General features: G+C 36.8%; 20 protein-coding genes and 1 pseudogene. 10 read left to right on the plus strand and 11 right to left on the minus strand.

Annotation, left to right across the window (positions count from 1 at the left end; all coding sequences use genetic code 11):
• Window positions 1-394: 394 nt before the first annotated feature.
• Together RVS70_RS01620 and RVS70_RS01625 are read left to right on the plus strand one after the other, a co-directional pair.
• The gene (locus RVS70_RS01620; protein ID WP_414617163.1) at window positions 395-733 is read left to right on the plus strand and encodes a hypothetical protein; all 339 of its coding nucleotides are present in this window, start codon (window positions 395-397) and stop codon (window positions 731-733) included.
• Window positions 734-983: 250 nt separating this feature from the next.
• Window positions 984-1,145: a GrpB family protein gene (locus tag RVS70_RS01625; RefSeq protein WP_161629279.1), complete on the plus strand. Its 162-nt coding sequence runs from the start codon at window positions 984-986 to the stop codon at window positions 1,143-1,145.
• A 102-nt stretch (window positions 1,146-1,247) separates the two neighbouring features.
• Here the strand turns inward: RVS70_RS01625 and RVS70_RS01630 are convergent, their stop codons facing one another.
• Complete coding sequence (locus RVS70_RS01630) at window positions 1,248-1,664, minus strand: carboxymuconolactone decarboxylase family protein (RefSeq protein WP_205389332.1); 417 nt, start codon at window positions 1,662-1,664, stop codon at window positions 1,248-1,250.
• A 122-nt stretch (window positions 1,665-1,786) separates the two neighbouring features.
• On the opposite strand from RVS70_RS01630, the gene RVS70_RS01635 reads away from it, so the two are divergent.
• Window positions 1,787-2,224, plus strand: coding sequence for an Lrp/AsnC family transcriptional regulator (locus RVS70_RS01635; protein WP_026681916.1), 438 nt, complete (start codon window positions 1,787-1,789; stop codon window positions 2,222-2,224).
• An 804-nt stretch (window positions 2,225-3,028) separates the two neighbouring features.
• Here RVS70_RS01635 and metA read toward each other — a convergent pair.
• Window positions 3,029-3,937, minus strand: a complete 909-nt coding sequence (gene metA / locus RVS70_RS01640; protein ID WP_026681917.1) for a homoserine O-acetyltransferase MetA — start codon at window positions 3,935-3,937, stop codon at window positions 3,029-3,031.
• Window positions 3,938-4,521: 584 nt separating this feature from the next.
• The gene (locus RVS70_RS01645; RefSeq protein ID WP_321132418.1) at window positions 4,522-5,199 is read right to left on the minus strand and encodes a hypothetical protein; all 678 of its coding nucleotides are present in this window, start codon (window positions 5,197-5,199) and stop codon (window positions 4,522-4,524) included.
• Between the two features lie 228 nt (window positions 5,200-5,427).
• Between RVS70_RS01645 and RVS70_RS01650 the strand changes: the two genes are divergently transcribed.
• Together RVS70_RS01650 and RVS70_RS01655 are read left to right on the plus strand one after the other, a co-directional pair.
• Window positions 5,428-5,634: a helix-turn-helix transcriptional regulator gene (locus RVS70_RS01650; RefSeq protein WP_321132419.1), complete on the plus strand. Its 207-nt coding sequence runs from the start codon at window positions 5,428-5,430 to the stop codon at window positions 5,632-5,634.
• Window positions 5,634-6,029 carry a hypothetical protein gene (locus tag RVS70_RS01655; RefSeq protein WP_321132420.1) on the plus strand — a complete coding sequence of 132 codons (396 nt, stop codon included), beginning with the start codon at window positions 5,634-5,636 and terminating at the stop codon, window positions 6,027-6,029. The genes RVS70_RS01650 and RVS70_RS01655 overlap by 1 nt, the downstream gene beginning before the upstream one ends.
• Window positions 6,030-6,458: 429 nt before the next feature.
• On the opposite strand, the gene RVS70_RS01660 is transcribed toward RVS70_RS01655, so the two are convergent.
• The 3 genes from RVS70_RS01660 to RVS70_RS01670 all read right to left on the minus strand — a co-directional run bounded on the left by RVS70_RS01660 (window position 6,459) and on the right by RVS70_RS01670 (window position 10,524).
• Entirely contained in the window at window positions 6,459-7,910 is a 1,452-nt protein-coding gene (locus tag RVS70_RS01660) for a carbon starvation protein A (protein ID WP_321132421.1), read from the minus strand.
• A 143-nt stretch (window positions 7,911-8,053) separates the two neighbouring features.
• Window positions 8,054-8,785, minus strand: coding sequence for a LytR/AlgR family response regulator transcription factor (locus tag RVS70_RS01665; protein WP_121604170.1), 732 nt, complete (start codon window positions 8,783-8,785; stop codon window positions 8,054-8,056).
• A complete protein-coding gene (locus tag RVS70_RS01670) occupies window positions 8,773-10,524 on the minus strand; it encodes a sensor histidine kinase (RefSeq protein WP_321132422.1) in 1,752 nt (583 codons plus the stop codon). The genes RVS70_RS01665 and RVS70_RS01670 overlap by 13 nt, the downstream gene beginning before the upstream one ends.
• 643 nt (window positions 10,525-11,167) lie before the next feature.
• Here RVS70_RS01670 and RVS70_RS01675 point away from each other — a divergent pair.
• Window positions 11,168-13,507, plus strand: a complete 2,340-nt coding sequence (locus RVS70_RS01675) for a TOTE conflict system archaeo-eukaryotic primase domain-containing protein (protein WP_321132423.1) — start codon at window positions 11,168-11,170, stop codon at window positions 13,505-13,507.
• A gap of 581 nt (window positions 13,508-14,088) precedes the next feature.
• Here RVS70_RS01675 and guaC read toward each other — a convergent pair.
• Both guaC and RVS70_RS01685 read right to left on the minus strand, forming a co-directional pair.
• Window positions 14,089-15,072, minus strand: coding sequence for a GMP reductase (gene guaC, locus RVS70_RS01680; protein WP_321132424.1), 984 nt, complete (start codon window positions 15,070-15,072; stop codon window positions 14,089-14,091).
• A gap of 443 nt (window positions 15,073-15,515) precedes the next feature.
• The gene (locus RVS70_RS01685) at window positions 15,516-15,722 is read right to left on the minus strand and encodes a DUF6007 family protein (RefSeq protein ID WP_321132425.1); all 207 of its coding nucleotides are present in this window, start codon (window positions 15,720-15,722) and stop codon (window positions 15,516-15,518) included.
• Window positions 15,723-16,138: 416 nt separating this feature from the next.
• On the opposite strand from RVS70_RS01685, the gene RVS70_RS01690 reads away from it, so the two are divergent.
• Window positions 16,139-16,702 carry a TIGR00730 family Rossman fold protein gene (locus RVS70_RS01690; protein WP_026681924.1) on the plus strand — a complete coding sequence of 188 codons (564 nt, stop codon included), beginning with the start codon at window positions 16,139-16,141 and terminating at the stop codon, window positions 16,700-16,702.
• Between the two features lie 210 nt (window positions 16,703-16,912).
• Here the strand turns inward: RVS70_RS01690 and RVS70_RS01695 are convergent, their stop codons facing one another.
• On the minus strand, window positions 16,913-17,392 hold the full coding sequence (locus RVS70_RS01695) for a DUF4188 domain-containing protein (protein ID WP_121604166.1): 480 nt from the start codon (window positions 17,390-17,392) through the stop codon (window positions 16,913-16,915).
• Between the two features lies 1 nt (window position 17,393).
• On the minus strand, window positions 17,394-17,951 hold the full coding sequence (locus RVS70_RS01700; protein ID WP_121604165.1) for a PadR family transcriptional regulator: 558 nt from the start codon (window positions 17,949-17,951) through the stop codon (window positions 17,394-17,396).
• A 146-nt stretch (window positions 17,952-18,097) separates the two neighbouring features.
• On the opposite strand from RVS70_RS01700, the gene RVS70_RS01705 reads away from it, so the two are divergent.
• The 3 genes from RVS70_RS01705 to RVS70_RS01715 all read left to right on the plus strand — a co-directional run bounded on the left by RVS70_RS01705 (window position 18,098) and on the right by RVS70_RS01715 (window position 20,037).
• A complete protein-coding gene (locus tag RVS70_RS01705; protein WP_121604164.1) occupies window positions 18,098-18,445 on the plus strand; it encodes a hypothetical protein in 348 nt (115 codons plus the stop codon).
• 88 nt (window positions 18,446-18,533) lie between these two features.
• Window positions 18,534-19,013, plus strand: a complete 480-nt coding sequence (rlmH, locus tag RVS70_RS01710; RefSeq protein ID WP_121604163.1) for a 23S rRNA (pseudouridine(1915)-N(3))-methyltransferase RlmH — start codon at window positions 18,534-18,536, stop codon at window positions 19,011-19,013.
• 553 nt (window positions 19,014-19,566) lie between these two features.
• Window positions 19,567-20,037 (plus strand): hypothetical protein, encoded by a 471-nt coding sequence (locus tag RVS70_RS01715; RefSeq protein ID WP_121604162.1) that lies wholly within the window; start codon window positions 19,567-19,569, stop codon window positions 20,035-20,037.
• On the opposite strand, the pseudogene RVS70_RS01720 reads toward RVS70_RS01715, so the two are convergent.
• Window positions 20,015-20,205 (minus strand): annotated as a pseudogene (locus RVS70_RS01720) (AraC family transcriptional regulator); the annotation flags it as partial. The gene RVS70_RS01715 and the pseudogene RVS70_RS01720 overlap by 23 nt on opposite strands.
• Window positions 20,206-20,464 lie beyond the last annotated feature (259 nt).

Consider the following 20,464-nt stretch of genomic DNA (forward strand, 5'->3'; position numbering starts at 1 on the left):
TTTTTGAGCGGGTTTTGCTAAAAAAGTTAGCTGAAGGACAAACCCCACGGAAAGGGAAGTGGGCAGCCGGAGTGGTGGTCAAGCAAGCAGTAGCTATTATTCCATAATAGCTACTAGAGGAAGCGTAAATCTGAGCATTTAGTGATAAGGACTGAGCGAATTTTGCTCCGTTTTTCTTATGTAAAAAAATCTATTGCTGCGATCGAAGATAATGGTATATAAACTAACTCCGGAAATATACGTTGCTCCTTGAAAGCGCTTTGTAGCTGGATATCTGAATAAAGACGAAGGGAATAAGGAAAATCCCTTTATGTCCTAGTATAATCGCCCAATAGTTTTGCTGGGCAAATGCATATCCTATTTTCATAGACAATATGGAAGTGAGGGAAGTTCTATGAATGGAGATTGGAATATGCCTGCGGCGATGCCTCCTGAGCAACAATTTTATGTACAGGAAGATATTGAACGCAGACCACCATTTGGTCCTGGCCCAGGATTTAAAGGAGGCTATGGCAGACCACCATTTGGAGGTCCAGGATTTGGAGGTCCAGGATTTGGAGGTCCAGGATTTGGAGGCTCCGGATTCGGTGGCCCGTTTTTCGGTGGGTTCGGCGTTCCACTAATTGGTGGGTTAGCTGGCGGGCTTTTAGCAGGAACACTTGTGAATGCGTTCGATGATGGTGGCTACGGCTATTATCCACCCCCTTACCCACCGTATTATGGCGGGTATTAGCTAGATCAATGAAGAATAAAGATGAAATAGATAAATGGAAGATGCTTGATTCAAGGTCAGCTGTACTATACTCGTTGTCTGGTTGAATGAAAACCTCTTTATGATATATAAGCCATCACATGATGTATGTGGTGGCTTAGCTATTATTTGCTCCATTAACCGTTGACGGCTAATGAAGCGTTTGCTATCTTGAACAGGATTCATTGAAGGAAACAATATGCTGTGTATTTTATAAGGGAGGGCTCGGGTGATGAAGGTGCGATTAACAGATTACGATAAAAAATGGGTACAAATGTTTGAGCAGGAAGCGCGATTTCTTCGCGAGTTGCTAGGAAGTGAAATCACTACCTATAAAATGAAAAACCTTCCTACTGTTAGATTCGGAAGGTTTTTTTGTCATACACAATTTTAGTATAGCATGAAGAAATATAGTTTATTAGCCGATTTTGTTGAAGATCATTAAAAGCCTTATTAAACAAAAGCAACTAGTTAGGAAGAACTTTTATATTTAAAATTATTTCTTTACAGGTTCTAATTTCATCATAGCTCCAAAGTACTGTGAAGCAGTAGTAAACGAAATAAAAGCACAAAGTTCACTGATTTCTCCCTCAGTCATGCAATCCTGTAAAACGTTAAAAATTGAATTTGGTATATTCCCCCTTAGCTTTAAAAACACCTCCGTAAAAGCAACCGCAATAGAAGTTTTTTCATCAAACTTATCAGGATCAGGTTTACCTTTCACTTTACAATACTCACAACCATTACTTTGGGCTAACGTTCTCCTTATTTGCTCTTTTAATTCAGAAGAAAGCAATCCTCCTTTTTCTAATACTTTCCCTAAATGTGACCATCCTTTCATTACTTCTACATTGTGTCCTAAAAGTCGTTGAAATGGTGAGTCTCCGAAACTTGATTCCTTAATTCTTGCCATTTAAAATCCTCCTTTGCTATATTTAATTTTAGAAGATTTAATACAAAAATAACATTAAATTTGTAATGAGTAATCGATAAATTAATTAAACAATTAACGATATTAGGAGGATTTATTTAAAAATGAAAATTGATAATGTTGACAGAAAGATTTTAGATGAATTACATAAAAATAGTCGCTTATCTATGAGTGAACTTGGAAGAAGAGTTAACCTATCTTCTCCTTCTGTAACAGAACGGGTTAGACAAATGGAATCATTCGGTATTATTAAAAGCTATACATTAGAAATCGATTATGAGAAATTAGGTCTACCTATCCAATGTATAATTGAAGCAACAGTCAAAAATGGGGACTATACGTCGTTCAAAAACTTTATTCTAAAACTCCCAAACGTACATTTTTGTTATCGTATAGCTGGAAATGCTTGTTACATGCTTAAAATGCACTTTGAAAACTTATCAAAAGCGGAGAAATTCATAGAAGAAGTAAATCCGTACGCACAAACTGTAACACATTTTATTTTCTCACAAGTACCAACAGTTCCGCGTTCTGCGAACTAACATTAATATTCCTTTAGGGACTATTCAACTAACCCCTCTCTATAAAGAAAGAAGTATCTAGTGTGATTCCACAATCTGTCCCTTTTATGCTAATAGGCTCAAATCCTTATTCCGAAAGTACTGCAAATGTACACCTTACAAACTATGGATAGATGATTGGTAAGGAAGGTGTAAAATAGAAATAAAGTTATTTCACGTTAATATGCAAACATTATGTACCACAAATTCACCAAGTAAGTCTTAGTTATAGGGTTCATGTTATAAATCGCAAAGTAAAAGGTGAAAAAGTCGAAGTATCATGAAAGCCGTATACAGTAACCCTGTTCACTTAGCAGATAAGAAGCCAATATGCTAAAGATATGATAATTCTATGTTTCGCGCTCATCCAGAGGAAGTAGAACGGTATGGTAGTAAAAGGAGCGTTTATCAATCCGCTATGATGACACGAGGTTCTACAGCAAAGCAAAGAAGCCCTTTGTAATGAATTGGTATAAAAAGAACCAGCATATGTCAGATACCTAATGGAGCATGAGTGGAAGCACCCTTTCTGTGACAGCCACATTTACGAAAGGAGCCAAATCCGTTGGGGAAGAAGGAAAAGTGTTTGAATCAAAGAAAAAATAACTAGAAATGATGTTCATGAAACGAAGCTACTCGGAAATATCCTTCGCTTGCCGTGGGCGGCTGGTGAGCCCCTAATGCTGCGGGATCTCACCGATACCTCCCGTAAGACAGTGGGATGCTATTTACCACACTTGCTTTTTATTTCTAGCTTATCCGTCTTACCGGATGACCATTTTTGGCCTATTTCCATTCATATGGTGTTTCTTGATAGACGTAGTAATTAAGCCAGTTCGAGAACAGTAAATGTGCATGGGAGCGCCAGCGGTTTAATGGTTTTATTTCCGGATTATCGTTGGGAAAGTAATTTTTAGGAACAGCTGCATCGATGCCTTTATTTCGATCGCGATAATATTCGTCCGCAAGCGTAAGATCATCATATTCCAAATGACCAGTAACCATCACGTGTTTTTCATCCTTAGACAAGATAATAAATGGGTCATTGTCTAACGTCGATGACAGGAGTAGCAGCTTATCATTCTTTTCCACTTCCTCCGCTGATGTACCCGTATAACGGGAATGTGGTGCTAAGTATTCCTCATCAAATCCACGGACAAGCTCTACAGTAGAATTTGCCACTGTATGAGAGAGCACCCCTGTGCATTTAGCGGGTAGCTCAAATTTGCCGATACCATAATGATAATAAAGTGCTGCCTGGGCAGCCCAACAGATATGTAAGACAGAGGTAACATGTGTTTTCGACCATTCCATAATTTCAGAAAGCTCTTCCCAGTAATCAACCTGTTCAAAAGGCATGAGCTCCACAGGTGCACCAGTAATAATCATGCCATCAAATCGCTGGTTCTTGATATTGGCAAATGTATTATAAAATTGATTTAAATGGGACGGACTAACTGTCTTTGATTCATGTGTTGCTGTATGAAGGAATGTAACGGTAACCTGTAATGGCGAATTACCTAATAAACGCAGTAATTGTGTTTCCGTGCGTTCTTTTTCAGGCATTAGATTGACAATAACTATATTTAACGGACGAATATCTTGTGTCGTCGCCCGATCCGTATCCATTAAGAAGATGTTCTCTTCCTCTAACACATGACGTGCAGGTAATTGCTTAGGTACATTAATTGGCATGCTATTATCCCCCTTCCGATGATGCTATTTATTATAAAGTAAGATACGGATAAGTTCTATACCTCCTCTGAAAATCGTACAAAGTTTCAAAAGATATACGCAAATGATCACAATTCTCCACCTAAACATTTAAAATTGTGCCTTGCCAAGGTGGTTCATTTTAGAGGGTGTCTGATACGCGGATATATGTGAGTAATGTTAAGGTAGTTATAAAAGAACATTTGAATATGAATTAATTAAATTTATGGTCGTAAAATTAAAAATGTGTCTGATCAATAAGCTATTTAAATGAAATCAAATAATAGAGAAGATGGATATTATTATAAATCCAGTTGTAGTGGTTAAGTTTTTGGGGTATAGATTGTGCAAGTAAACGTAAAGAATTAATAACTAAAAAAATCTTAGAGATTTAGCAATTAAGATGAGACAAAAAAAGGCTTGCCAGTCCATTCAAAATCTCTACCGTTAATTAATCAAAATCATGTAAATATTGAAATGATCCTGGCAATGCCTGAAAATAATTTTATTTAAAAAATAAGACCTACATGTACATGCTGTAGCAAAAGTTGACTATTTAAGTGGTGTTAACATGCAGCGCCGCCTGCAAAAGCACTACACAATGATACACATACTGGATATCCTCCAGGTACGGCTATTAATGATAAGCAACCTAAGGAACAAGATCCTCCTGTTGACAGATTACAAAGAACTTTCCACCAATAGCTCCCTTTTTTAATTTTCATAGGTTCAATGGTATTATCGTCTTTCACTACTTCATTTTCAACAATTTTATTTTGTAATAATATTTCTCCAGTTTCACCATCATACTCAGTTACAGTCATACCATTTTCAGTTTTAATGTCTTCTATTGTAGATACAGAAAATAATTTATGTGTCTCTCTATCTAATAAAGCTATTATTCCAGTATCTTCAACTTTAGACTCTACTATTACAATATTTTTATTAAAATCTTCGCTTTCTTTTTCATTTAATTCAATACCAATAGCACTTGCTTTGTTTCCATCCTCATCTTCTCTAAGTAATTTCTGTGAAGAAAATAGATCTTTATATACTTCAGTTTCCTCAACTGCATTTAAATAGTTTTCAGCTTCAGTTGGAGATAAAATTTCTTTATTTACATCATTCTTATTAACAACTTCTTTACTTTTTGCACTGACAGAACTCACCGTGAAAGAAAGCGCTACCATACTAATCAACACTAAAACAAATAATCTCTTAAAAAAATCTTTTGATAGATCCATTATACATTCTCCTCCAAATTATATTTTAATTAATACTACTTTCTATTAACCTCCTTCAATTAATTTACAATATTTTCAAATTAATTATATCAAATCCAAAAATGGAAATCTAGCATATTTGTTAATTATTAATAGATTGTTCGCAAAAAAGTAAATACATCTTTACATTTAGTGAGCTATGTGTTAAAAATAATGTAAAGATGTATTTACGTTATGGAGGTGACAGTTATGCCTGTGAAGAATAACATTCGTCAGATCCGGAAAAAAAGGGGGATTAAGCAAATACAAATGGCTGAGGATTTAAAGGTTACCAGGCAAACATTTACAGCAATCGAAAAAAATAAATATAATCCCAGCCTGGAATTAGCATTAAAGATTGTGAAATATTTTGATATGCCAATAGAAGATATTTTCATTCTAGAGGAGGATAAATAATGAAAAGAAAATGGACATTAGTATATGGAGGAGTAGCCCTTTTAATAGGAACTTTGATTGCACAATTAGGAAAGTATGTAAGCGATGACAATTTTAATTTTTCAATTGCTCCATTTATAGGTGTAATTCCAATTGCATTAATTTTAATAGTAATAAATATTGTACAGGTTTATCGAAAGAATGATGAAACTCCTGATTTAGATGAACGAACAGTAAAAAATATATTAAAATTTCAGCTCTTTTCTTCCAATATTTTTCTAGGGCTATTATTTATTTCATTATCAGTAATCACATTTCTAGATATTACAAAAGTTTCTACATTTTATTTATGGTTAATTATACTAATATATATGTGTATAAGTGGTATAGGTACACTAATCGTAAAAAGACAATAAGGTATAATCATAACACTTCTTTTAAATAACTTTGGTAGGGAAATAATTATAAGGGGAAAAATTTAATGATTGAAGAGATTATCGATCCGTTAATATTTTTTCGTTTCTCTATCAAGGAAATGCAGCACCCAGATTATTAAGAAAAGATTTAATTTCTATGAAAAAACACTTAATAACTTAATGGGTATGTAAAAAATTTGGGGTAGGGCTGGTACTTCATGTGCCAGTCTAATACAAAATTATTTATTGCCCTAATAAAGAATAGGGTCTTTAGGAGCAATGAAACAGTTTAGGTAATAGTTATAATTTAGCTGTTAATTAGGAAGGAAGCTTAGAAAGTATTCCTTTCAAAGATGATTAGAGTGAATGTTTATTTTGAAAAACAGGGTATTGCTCATTAAGACAATACCCCTTCATAGATAAGTTTACTTATGCAGCGCTGTCCCAATTGGAGATATCCTCTTCCAACGGAACATTGTTTGCTCGAGCCTTCTTCGCAGCCTTAAAGAATAGGACAAGCAGGATTATCGTTCCAATAACACCACCGTACCAAGCAACGTTCATCGGTAAGCCGAAGCCAATTTGCTGGGATAGAATATAGGCGATTACCATAACAAGCATGAATGTACCTGGTATGAGTGAAACAAAGTAATTTTTCTTTGCGATATAAAGATACATCGCTCCTACAAATAGCGCGATCACAGCTGTGGCTTGGTTCGCCCAGCTAAAGTAACGCCATAAAATATTAAAGTCAATTTGCGTTAAGACAACCGAAATAGCAAACAGTGGTAAGGCAATCCATAAGCGGCTAGATAGCTTTTTCTGAGCGATCTTCAGATAATCTGCAATAATCATTCTTGCACTACGAAATGCAGTATCTCCGGACGTGATTGGCAAAACGATGACACCTAGGACAGCAAATGTCCCGCCGATTGCTCCTAGTAATACCGTTGAGGATTCACTTACAATCGCTCCTGGTCCGCCAGCTGCTAAGATATCACTTAGTCCTTGATAGCCATCAAACATGCTCATCGCTGCCGCTGCCCAAATCATTGCAATAATCCCTTCAGCAATCATCATACCATAGAAAATTTTACGTCCTTCTTTTTCCTTCTTCGTTGTACGCGAAATAATCGGTGTCTGCGTTGCATGAAATCCAGAAAGCGCACCGCAAGTAATGGTAAAAAATAATAAAGGAAAGATAGGTGCATGGTCTGGGTGGAAGTTTTGTAAGGACAGCTCAGGAATCGGTGCACCAGTGACTACTAATCCAACACCAACGCCAAGTGCACTTAGTAATAGCAGTGCGCCAAAATATGGATAGAGTCTGCCAATGATTTTATCTACTGGAAGTAGTGTAGCGACAATATAATAAACAAAAATAGCAGCAATAAAGATCCACACGGCAACACTACCTTCTGTAAGTAAGTGAAGCAGACTGGCTGGTGTTGAAACAAATACCGTACCTACTAATAACAGGAGCAGGACAGCGAATGCATTTACAATATGCTTCATGACCTTTCCTAAAAATTTACTAGCTAATTCCGGTAAATGCGCACCACGATTACGAATGGAAATCATCCCTGTTAAATAATCGTGTACCGCACCTGCAAAAATACAGCCAACAACAATCCAAATGAAGGCTGCTGGTCCATAGAGTGCTCCCATAATTGGTCCAAATACAGGGCCAGTACCAGCAATATTCAACAGCTGGATAAATGAATTTTTTGCGGTACTCATTGGAATATAATCTACCCCATCAGCGTTTACATAAGCAGGTGTTGCTCGCTCCTGTTTTACACCGAATAATTTTTCAATGAATTTACCATATGTGAAATAACCGATAATCAGTAGTGCAATTCCAGCTAAAAAAGTATACAACGCGCTCTCCCCCTATTTCTATAAATGAATGCGATTACATAAAGTATAAAAGAAACCTAAGAAAGAAAGGGGGAATGGAGAATAACACGTAGAAAAATCAGATTAACATGTTAGCTTGTTCTATTAAGATGTGAAATAGCTTACTAGATTTCTAAACGCTGTCTTAATGCTTTGGCATAATTCCTGCTTACGGATAACACTTCGTCATGTCCATCTACATGCAGGTGATAGGCACCATTGAACCATGGGGTTAACCGGCTAACATATTCTAAATTCACTAAGAAGCTTTTATGAATCCGGAAAAATCCGTATGCAAGCAGCCTGCTTTCTAATTCCTTTAATGGGATCTTCGTTTCATATTCGCCGGTCTTCGTAATCAGCTTTGTTAATTTATCCACCCGTGACATATAGAGAATTTCTTTTGGCTCCAGATAAAAGATCTCCCCATCCGCATCAACGGCTAGCTTACCCGTTGGTTTCGTTTTATCGGTCTGCTGGCTAGTAAATAATTTATTTTCAATTCGTTGAATTGTCTCCTGTAATTGCTCCTCATCATAGGGCTTCAGCAAATAATCCACAGCATCATGACGGAATGCCTCCGCTGCAAATTGTGGATAGGCAGTTGCAAACACAATTAACGGTGCATGCTTCAGCTTTCGAATGGCTTCTGCTGCCTTCATCCCATCCATCTTTGGCATTTCTACATCCAAGAAGATAACATCTAGCTGGTGCTGAAGGGCCTTTATCACAGCATCCTCGCCAGACGCAGCTTCATCAACGAGCTGAATAGAAGGAAAGCTGCTTAATAAATGCTTCAATTCATCTCTACTATATAATTCATCATCCACAATAAGTGTTTGAATTAACTGATCCATTGTTGCGACATCTCCTTATAGGGTATGGAAAACTGAATAGCAGTTCCTTGATTAATGCTACTGCTGATTTGCAGCGAAGCATCCTCGCCAAACATAATGCTTAATCTTCTATTTACATTGTACAGGGCCAAGCCACTGCCAGAGGCTGAATCAATAGGCGCTTGAATGACTTGCTCAGCCAGCTCTGTGCTCATTCCCTTGCCATTATCTGCTACATAAATGTAAATTCTATCTTGATTCCGGTTTATTTTTATTTTCAGCATGCAATCTGTTTCTTTATCCTTAAAGCCGTGCTTCATGGCGTTTTCAATTATTGGTTGTAGCGTAAGTGGCGGAATAAGCTGGTTAAGTACACAAGGATCGATTTCATAGCTAACCGTTAATTTATTTTTAAATCGTTCTTCTTTAATGGATAAATAAGCCTTCACATGAGCCAATTCCTGTTGTAAGGTGATCGTGCTTTGGGTCGTAGCTGATAGATTCTGCCTGAGAAAATGAGAGAGAGACATGAGCATTTTCCGGGCTTTACCTGGATCTAAGCGGATTAAGGAGATAGTCGTATTCAGCGTATTAAACAAGAAGTGTGGACGAATCTGTGCTTGAAGCGCTTTTATCTCTGCCTCTTTTGCCAGCTGATAGGCACGATCTACCTCTGCCGTTTCAAGTTGGTGACTAATCATCGAACTAAGTCCTTTAATCAGCTCTTTTGTTACGTTTGTAATCTCCTTTTCCGAGCGAAAATAGAACTTTAAGGTGCCAATTGTCTTTCCGCATTGTCTAAGTGGTGCAATAACTGCTGCGCCTAAGGGGCAATTCGTAACTGCACAATGAATCGACTCCTGATTGGCAATCAAGACCTTCCCCTGTTGGATGGCATCAAGCGTAATCTTTGTTTGGATCGGACTATTGGTACGGTGGTGATCATGTCCAAGCCCAACATGTGCTAATATTTCCGAACGATTCGTAATCGAAACAGCACTCGTTTGAATTTCCTGATGGATAATATGACAAACGGCTTCAGCCGCCGTTGGTGTTAATCCATGCTGTAGGTGAGAAATCGTCTGATCGGCAATACGAAGCGTCTTCTGCGCTTGGAGAGCGCTTACTTTTTCTTCCTCGCTTAATACATTTTTAATGACGAGCAGGAATAGTGCAGATCCAAGCCCATTTGCTAAAATCATGGGAATGCCAATAATGTTCACAAGTGCGCTTGCCTGTTCAAACGGCTGGGCAATCATTAAAATAATTAACATTTGCAGGGACTCCGCAAGCGCACCAATAATAAATACGGTTTGCAGTCTCACCCGTTTATGCTTTTTATAAAATAGACTAGCAAGGATACTAGCGATTATCGTGGCAAGACCACAGGCAATTGCCGTAAATCCGCCTAAGGTAAATCGATGTAATCCGGCAATGATCCCTGCGCCAATTCCAACCGTTGGACCGCCAAGCAGGCTTGCAATTACCACACCGATAACACGCGAGTTGGCAATTGCTTCATCAGCCGATAGGTCCGCTGCCCAACGGTGAAATTCCAAATTTTCTGTGCTGAGACTAACACCTGAATATGTACCGATAATGCCGAAGAAGCCGAAGAATAGAATGGCGGTAAATTGCTGTCTGCGATTCAGTTGATTTTGATAGAACATACTGCGGAAGAATCGGAACCTTGTTAAGATGAATGCGATCGTAACGAGAATCCCAATCCGTTCTATCATGGTTAATAATAATTCCCACACGGAAATACCCCCTCCTTACCGAGCGGATTTGGCTACATCTAGTATAGCAGTTTTCGTAGAATTGAACGAAAATTTAGGTAGAAGGGTCTAGTGAAAGAGGTGTTTTGCCTAACAAATTGCTTTTGAGATTTACAGTAAAGGGAAAATGAAGATAATGTATTTGGCAGGGAAGGTGGGAGAACGCGGCACTTCGTTAAAAGATTTTAGATTTTTTGGGAAATAATGGTTTGAACATCTTTAAATAATTCTAACCAGTATTATGAAGTGATAACAGATGAATAAAACTTGAAGGTCAAAGTCCAAGGCCTTAAGGATTTATTCTTTAATAGGCATATATATTACTTTTAAATCAATAGGTATAATGAAGAGGTGTAAAGGAAAGGTCAAGTGATCTAAAGTATAGAAAGACCTAAAGTCAATAATATAAACACTTGATCGAACAGTCGCAAGTTCTAACGCATTTAGCCTTATAAAAATATTGCTATACTTCATAACATGATTTCTGTTTACTCTCGGATGAAATAAAGGTGCGTTTGTCATATAATTACTCATAAGAAGTGTTATATTTGAATTTTTTGGTTGTTTTAGAGACTACATATTTTTCAAGAAGAATAAACTAGTTCAAAGAATGAGAGGGGTTAAGGTGGATAACAATCTAATACAACAGCTCTCAGACATAAAATCCGAATGTCAACGATTGGAGAAAGAAAATCAAAGACTGAAAGAAATATTGAAAAAACATAATATTCCCTTCGGTTGTGACCAAGAGAGTAGAAATGATAAAAATGAAGAGATTGTACGACGAATCCAATTATTTAAAAACTTGTTCAAGGGCAGAAACGATGTATATGCACATCGTTGGGAAATAAAAAATGGCAAATCTGGTTATTCTCCAGTATATAAAGAAATAGATTCTTCTGTCGTTTTCGAGAGACAAGGAGCTAATGATGATAATGACTATAATAAAACGGCCTATAAACCTTTAACAGATAAATCTATTTATAACCATCTTATTGGTAAAGAAATAGTGGGGATATATCCTCTTTTACATGATAATACATGTTGGTTTTTAGCACTGGATTTTGACAAAGGAAAATGGAAGGAAGAATCAAGAGCACTTGCTTCTACGTGCCATCAATACGATATTCCAGTAGCGATCGAACGTTCAAGGTCTGGAGAGGGCTGTCATATTTGGATTTTTTTCAATGAGAGAATTCCTGCTGCGAAATCCCGGGCACTGGGGAATTTCTTACTTACTGAAACGTTAAAAATCAAGCTTTGGTCTAAGTTATATTCCTTTGATCGAATGTTTCCGACGCAGGATAGTAGAAAAATGAAAGGCTTGGGGAATTTAATTGCGTTACCTTTGCAGAAAAAAGCGAGAGCAGAAAAGAATAGTGTTTTTATTGATAAGGATATGAATGTTATCCCTAATCAGTGGGAGTTTTTGCGAAATATAAAGAAACTTAGCATAACAAAATTGGAAGCTATTTTAATCAATAATGCTGTGGTACATAAAACGGAACAACATATGAACATAGAACCGAACCCGAAACACATTCATGCAGTATTGAAAAATGGAATTTATATACGTAAACAGGCACTTCCAGCTAAACTTTTGGATGAGATTATTCGTTTAGCTGTATTCTATAATCCAAACTATTACAAGGCGAGGGCAAAGCGGTTATCGACGCATGATATACCCATAAGCATTGATTGCTCCTGGCAAGACACGGAACATGTCATTATTCCAAGAGGGTGTATCAATTCTTTAAAAGATTTATTACAAAATAAATCGATTCAATTAACAATTACCAATCAGTGTTATCAGGGAAAAGCTATTTCATGTGAATTTCAAGGGGATTTGAGCTTCCAGCAAGCAGAGGCCGTCGACCAATTAATACATGTAGATAACGGTGTAATAGCAGCTACGACGGGCTTCGGAAAAACTGTTTTAGCAGCTTCCCTAATTGCCCAAAGAGGTATAAACACATTAATTATTGTTCATCGGAAACAATTAATCAATCAATGGAAAGAGAAGTTATTGGCTTTCTTAAAAATCAGCGAAAAAAGTATCGGCCAAATCGGTGGGGGGAAGAATAAGCCTTCGCATTGTGTAGATATTGCTACCATTCAAAGCTTAAATAGAAATGACGGTGTTAAAAATAGTTTGACGGAATATGGCCAAGTAATTGTCGATGAATGCCACCATATTTCTGCATTTAGCTTTGAAAAGGTATTACAGCATGTTATGGCCAATTATGTTTACGGACTAACAGCTACGCCATCAAGGAAAGACGGATTGCACCCGATCATGAACATGCAATGTGGTCCGATTGTGTACAAGGTTAGCGCTAAAAAACAAGCGAAGGTTCGCCCATTCCAACATATTTTAATCCCAAGGCATACGTCATTCAAAAGTGCTTTAGAAGATGATGAGAAGAAAATGGTGGAGCTTGGTACAGAATTAGTAAATCATCAAAAGAGAAATGGATTGATATTTAATGATGTCTTAAAAGAGCTAGATAATCATTCGACACCTATTATTTTAACGGAAAGAATCGAGCATATCCGTACATTGGAGCAAATGTTTAAAGGATTTGTGAAAAACATTATTATCTTGAACGGTAATTTATCCGCTAAGCAAAAGCAGCAGCAATTAAATGCTTTAAACGAAATATCGGATCAAGAAACACTTATTATTGCGACGGGTAAATATATTGGGGAAGGCTTTGATAATGATCGTTTGGATTGTTTATTTCTTGTTTATCCTATTTCCTGGGAAGGAACGTTACAGCAATACGTAGGGCGGCTCCATCGACTACACCAAAATAAAACCGAGGTAAAAGTCTATGACTATGTTGATCATCAAGAGCCATTTTTACAATCAATGTACAAAAAACGGCTTAAAGGATATCATTCGATTGGATACAGAACGAAAGAGAAAAGTGCAAATGATCCAGAGCAAATGGAATTGTTTTAGTTGTTGATTGTAATATTAATATCTGAGTTGGACGATTATGTGAAATATTTTATTGAAGCCCATGAGATCACTATTCGTTTTCGGTATAGCAAGTGTTCATTTTTCTTAAATTAGATTATTAATTTTAAAGGCAATTTATATAGCTTATTTTTCGTTTTTAATAAAAAATGTGGTGTAATGATAGACCACAACTCAATCCTATCCTATGATCAAAAAAACCCCAAAGGATAGAGAAAGAAAAGCTAGCTGTTGAGGCATAAATATTTCAACTAGCCTCTTTTATAGAAGAGGCATTAAAAATATCACTGATATCATCATTCGTTGAAGGGAATCCACTAATGAAGATGATCTGGACATGTTCGATTCAGTAATAAGACTATTTCTTTTGCGCAGTATCAAGGTAGAAGGGTCTAGTGAGAAGTGTTCATAAGGGGATATATAAGACCTAGCCAGTAGCTAGGTCTTATAAGCTAGTTTAAAAGATTACTTATCTTATCTGGGGGATTGTACGGGCTAGTTGAAAAAGATCCCGGCTAATCGTATGTCCCTTTTGAAATACCAAGTTATTCATCAACACGTAATTAGTAAACTTTATCTCCATTAAAGATGGAGTTCTTAACGACAACATAGTCTACATGGCGAATCGACTCCAGCTTGTTGCCACCTGCATAAGAAATCGATGATTGTAGATCCTGCTCCATTTCCTTTAGCGTATCTGTAAGGGAGCCTTTATGCTCCACAAGCATTTTCTTTCCCTCTACATTTTTCCTTTCCCCTTTTTGAAATTCAGAGGCAGAGCCGAAATATTCCTTCAGCACCTTACCGTCCTTTTCAATCGTTTCGCCAGGGGATTCCTCATGTCCTGCGAATAATGAACCGATCATTACCATGGTTGCACCAAAGCGAATGGATTTCGCGATATCACCGTGTGTCCGGATGCCACCGTCGGCAATAATAGGCTTGCTTGCTGCTTTTGCACACCAACGAAGTGCCGCCAATTGCCAGCCACCTGTACCAAAGCCTGTTTTTATTTTAGTAATACATACTTTCCCAGGGCCGATTCCCACTTTTGTCGCATCAGCACCAGCATTTTCTAATTCTCTAACCGCCTCAGGTGTTCCAACGTTTCCAGCAATGACAAAGCTTTGAGGTACATGTTGTTTAATATGCTTGATCATTTTAATAACTGCTTCTGAATGACCATGAGCGATATCAATGGTGATATATTCTGGTGTTAGCTGCTCATCAGCTAGTTGCTTCACAAATCCATACTCTTCTTCTTTTACACCAACGCTAATCGAAGCAATTAGGCCTCGCGCTTGCATATCTTTGATAAAGGCAATACGCTTCTCTGGTTCGAAGCGGTGCATGATATAGAAGTAATCATTTTCTGCTAAAAACAAAGCAATCTTTTCATCTATGATCGTCTGCATATTTGCAGGAACGACTGGTAATTTAAAGGTGTTTCCACCTAACGTAACAGTTGTATCACATTCTGCACGGCTATTCACCATACATTTTGCAGGAATTAGCTGAATATCTTCGTAATCAAATACATTTTCCATGATTTACACCCCAAAATCCGAATGATTTTATATAATATATTATGATTGTTCGTCTATTAGTAATGTACCTCATTTTGTAGCAAAAGTCAAAATATAAAATGTAAAGGCTTAACTAATCAATACATGTCACCGATTAACGATGAAAAGAAGTATGATAAGCGCTTAAACCATACACTGTGTAGAAGGTATTATCCTTCTCCTAACAGAGAGGGCAGTAAGCGAGGCACGGTAGGGAAAAGAAAAATTCTCCCCATTCGCTGCATCTATTTTATTGACATAATATCAGTCTGCTTGGTGTTCTTTTAAACACAATAAATACTCCCTTCATAGTAGTAAGAGAATTTTTATTTTCTCTGTCTACGATAAAGGGAGCATATCACAATGGTTCGGATTATTATGTGAATAGAATACTTTTGTCAGATTCATTTTAATCAGGTTGAAAGTCAATGGCTCTTCTTTTTTTTAATGGAGTCAACAATAATGTGAAAAGCCATAGCTAAACCAAAAGCAAAAAATATAACAATAACTATGTTTAATAATACACTCCAAACATTATAGCTAAGTAAATAAGAAAATAACATAAACATAGGAACTATAAATATTAAGTCTAATAATCCTATTCTATTAAAAACACTATTTAAATGATTCAATTACAACACCCACTTAGGAAAGTATTTTACAAGCCTGTCTTTACCTCCATACGTATCGACTGTTGTTTGAAATAAATATTTACAAACTGCTCCTCCAGCAAAACTTATTTGCGTATCAAATTCTTTATTTCTAGGAAGGTCACGTAAATCCCTCTCTACCTTGCAAATTCTTTTTTTGAAAAATGGGCGAAAACCACATGACAAGAGTCTAGTAAACAAAAATTTTCATATAAAATCGATTGTAATGAAAACTGCGAATTTACTAAAATGACTAGTAGAGCTGTAGCGTTTATTGAAGGTGCCATTCTCAATAATAATTAGATAAGGAAACATAATAAATTAAAATGCAGCAACTTGATGTGAGAATGATATAATGGAAGTATGACAATCAAGAAATGAGGGTGATGAGGATGGATTTGAAGCGAATTGCTGTATTCTGTGGGTCAAGCGCTGGTCAGGACAGTGTTTATATAGAAAACGCAAAGCAACTAGGTGAAGCGATGGCAGCAAACAATAAAACCTTGGTATATGGCGGTGCCCAGGTCGGTTGTATGGGAGCTGTGGCAAATGCTGTGTTAGATCAAGGTGGCCAAGCGATTGGCGTAATCCCCCAAAAGCTAATGGATGTAGAAATTGCCCATGAGCATTTAACAGAGCTTCATGTAGTAGAAACGATGCATGAGCGTAAGGCAAAAATGGCAGATTTAGCCGATGGTTTTGTAGCATTACCAGGTGGAGCGGGAACGTTAGAGGAATGGTTCGAGGTGTTTACATGGGCACAATTAGGATATCATGATAAGCCAATCGCTTTATTGAATGTCAACGGCTTTTACGATCCACTAATTCAAATGCTAGACCATACAATTGATGAAGGATTTATGAAAAAGGAATATCGCGATATGATTATTGTTGCCGAAGAGCCAGCAGCATTAATTGATAAAATGAATCGTTATGAAGCTAGCTATGTAGTGAAATGGTAGAAAGAGAGGAAGGGAGCTGTCCGAAGAGATAGCTTCCCTTTTTACACTATTGGAATACACTAACCTTGTTCCTGGAGGTTCCGTCCATTCGTTAGTATCATCTGAGGCTGCGCATGACTGTTTCTCATAAGGCTATCGTATAATACAGTTGCTTTATTTGCAGCTGCTTGATGAGACATGAGGTTATGCTACATAGGTTGCTCTATAATACTAGACATGTAGCTTTAATCGCTTTTTTGCTTTCCGTTCTTCTGCGCTTACAGGAATGTGATTCTTTGCCTTTGCTAGACCATAGATGGGCATATTTCCATATATCGATTCATAGTGCCCTTTTGGAACAACATATGTTTCATGATAGATACCAACAGCATTCGTAGCGCTCGCCTTTTGATTAAATGCCCGCCAAGCAGCCAAATGCTTCTGCCCCCTTGCATAGTTCAACAAATGCTCTGTCGACTGCCAATATTGGATCATCACCGTTGTTCGTAAGCCGAAGTAATTCTCCATCGCTAGAAACCCTAACTCCTCTTGATGTGTATACAGCTCCTTAATCATGCCAGGCATTGCGGTAAAAACAGGAAGCCATTTGTGAACAGCCAGCCGACGATTAATCCGCATGCCAATTAGAAAGACAACCATATCCTCATCATTTTCTGTCGTATAGCGACCGTGAAAGATCTGTTTCCCCATCTTAATCCTCCTCCTGATTGATTTGTCCCTTGGTTACCTCACACCACTCCATGGTGGCTTTCGTCATCCGCTTGCCATAATCCAACGTGTACAGCCAATAGTTTGCATCCGCGCTTTCTAGGTGGCTGCCTTTGATCATTTGTTCGATGGATTGATAGGTTTCATAACGCTCCAGTAATTTTTGCTTGTAGTCCTGTAGTAGCGCTAAGGTATGCTCTGTACGCTGGTGGCGACTGAAGAAAAGCTTCAAAATGACTTCATTTCGCTCGACAGGAATCTGCTGAAGCGGCTGCTCCAGCCATTCCTGTAACGTTTTTTTACCTTCTGCGGTTAAGGTGTATTCTTTGCGATCTGGCTTCCCATCCTGAGCTGTCGTCGTAACGGTTGCTAACCCATCGGCTACTAGCTTTTTTAAGGTTGGATAAATCTGTCCATAGCTAATTTTCCAAAAGTGATTTAAGCTCTGATCGATCAATTGCTTTATCTCATACCCCGTACGACAATCTGTCGTTAATATTCCAAGCAATGCATAGGTGGTGTGATTGTAGGTTTTATTCATATTTGTTCATTCCTATCTATATGATATGTGTCATTTAGATATATAATACAAGAAAGAATTCAAGAGGACAAGTTAATTTTTGGAAGATTTATGTAAACTGCGAGGAGAATTTGTTATAGTAAAGAAAAAACGATGGGGTGTTGGGGATGAAGGTTATGCTATCAGCTATATTGGAAATCGTCCGTGTGCTTGTGGTTATAGTTTTCTTTTTTGCGTTAATCGGAATAGTTGTGAATGGTGTTTTTGAAAATACGACCAACCTAGATGTTCAAGAACTAATCGAGGACAATGGATATTTGTTCTTCTTTCGACTTCTTCAAGGAGTAGGGGTATTAGGGGTCATCTATATTTTGTATCGCAATAAGTATCAATTCTCAGGTTGGTATAGAGGAAAACAAATGCAGCGTTTATCGAAGCGAACAACAAGGATGTTACTTTGCATTAGCCTTGTTTGTATATTCGCACTATATGTTGTTGTTTGGTTGGTGGTGTAGTTTTTAATTGGTGAGTTGAAGGAAATGGGTTGTATGGTATTATGCTGAAATAAGGGATAGAAAAATTCGAAAAAGGAAGTTACGTATTATGAAAATTACGATTGTATCGGTCGGAAAATTAAAGGAAAAATACTTGAAGCAAGGTATTGACGAATACATGAAACGGTTAAACGCTTACGCCAAAGTGTCGATAAAAGAAGTAGCGGATGAAAAAGCACCAGAAAATATGAGCGAAGCAGAAATGCTGGAGGTCAAGGAGAGGGAAGGCGAGCGCATCTTATCACAGCTTTCCGCAGACACCTATGTCATCACACTAGAGATCAATGGCAGGATGCTAAGCTCAGAACAGCTTGCCAAGAAAATGGACGAGCTAGCTACATACGGTAAAAGTAAAATTGCCTTTGTCATCGGTGGGTCTTTAGGAATCAGTGAGGGAGTACAAAAACGAAGCGACTTAGCATTGTCCTTTTCAAAAATGACATTTCCTCATCAATTGATGCGCTTGGTATTGTTGGAGCAGGTTTATCGTGGGTTTCGGATTAATAGAGGTGAACCGTATCATAAGTAAATGAGGTTTTTTTATAAGAATTTTCGAAAGCGGGGTATTTATATGTCAGGTTACGAACTAGTAAAGGATTCATCTGTTAGTGAACCATCTAGTTTTTGGAGTTTTGTTTCATAAGTTTTAGCAGAAACGTATATAGAGAAATAAGAGTCTGTTATATCAATACTCTTATTTCTCTGATAAATATCATATGGGGTACCGTCAGGAAAATGATCTTAGCGTTGTAAATCCGCATTTTCCTGACGGTACCCCTAAAAAAAGTTATGATTTTAAATCAGATATTAAATAAAAGTAAACAACTATTCCTAATGGTATACATAAGTAAACAATCGGAGTCACCATGTATATAGGAATCGTACCTAAATAAGTAGTGCAAATGACGATCAATATTGAGATCAAGTGTTTTTTTAAGAGTTTATAACACAAAAAGCCTAGTATTCCTCCAATGATTGATAGAAAGATAATTGATACAATTATTGTAATTGCCATAAAATTCTCCTTCCACTGTAATATTTTGTATAATATGATTAATACAAATAACATAAGGGGTGTTTTAATGGGGATAAAAACTAATTATTCATTTGTTTTACTTCTAGTATTCACCTTGTTTTTTGCTTTCCAAAACAACAATGTCTCCGCAGAATCTACTAAGATATCTTCAGAAGAAATATCCGAAATTACTAAGCATATGAAAAAAGACGGCATCTCAGATAGTGATATTGAAAAGGTTATCCAAAAGATAAAAGCTGGGGAAACTTTAGATTCAACTAAGGCAATGCAAAGTAACGAAAAAATGTTTTTCTCTAATCAAGATATTTTAGAGAGTGATAATAATGGATTAATTTCTACTTTAGAAAATAGCGAACCCGTCACTAAAATGATTAAATATGATGATGGTTCTTATACAAAACTCCAAGTAGATGTTCTTGATGATATAATAGATAATAACACTATTAACAGAAAAATAGGAAATTTAGCTTCTAACGGAGTTTACAAAACAATAAAAGTGTGTATGCACCCTTATTGAGGAGTAGGTATCTATTCTCTTCTCTTCAACAGCAAAGAAGCCTTTGTTAGTCTTATAATAGGCACTGCCATTAAAGAATGTTTTAATGGACAGTTGACCATTACCTTCCCAGTAAAACTGTTTACCTTTTGCATGCAAAACAAAATTGGTAGAATCATTTTTTGTCATAATACATTCTCCATAATAGATAACTTATTTTCTTAGTAATATTATATATACAATAATGGAATTTTAAGTATGTTCATATATATTACCAATGAATTTGGAGACTAGCTAGTGAATTCATACTTTTCTTCCAAAATCAGGTTCTGTTAACGTAATCCCTTATAAAAGACTACTATCTATAAATACAAGCTAATCATGTATCTAATTTTGTACGTCCAAGCTCATATTCGCATGTTCTCTTACTTTTCGTTTTCCTTGTTAA

The sequence above is a fragment of the Virgibacillus sp. M23 genome, assembly GCF_034190895.1.
GTDB lineage: Bacteria > Bacillota > Bacilli > Bacillales > Amphibacillaceae > Virgibacillus > Virgibacillus salarius.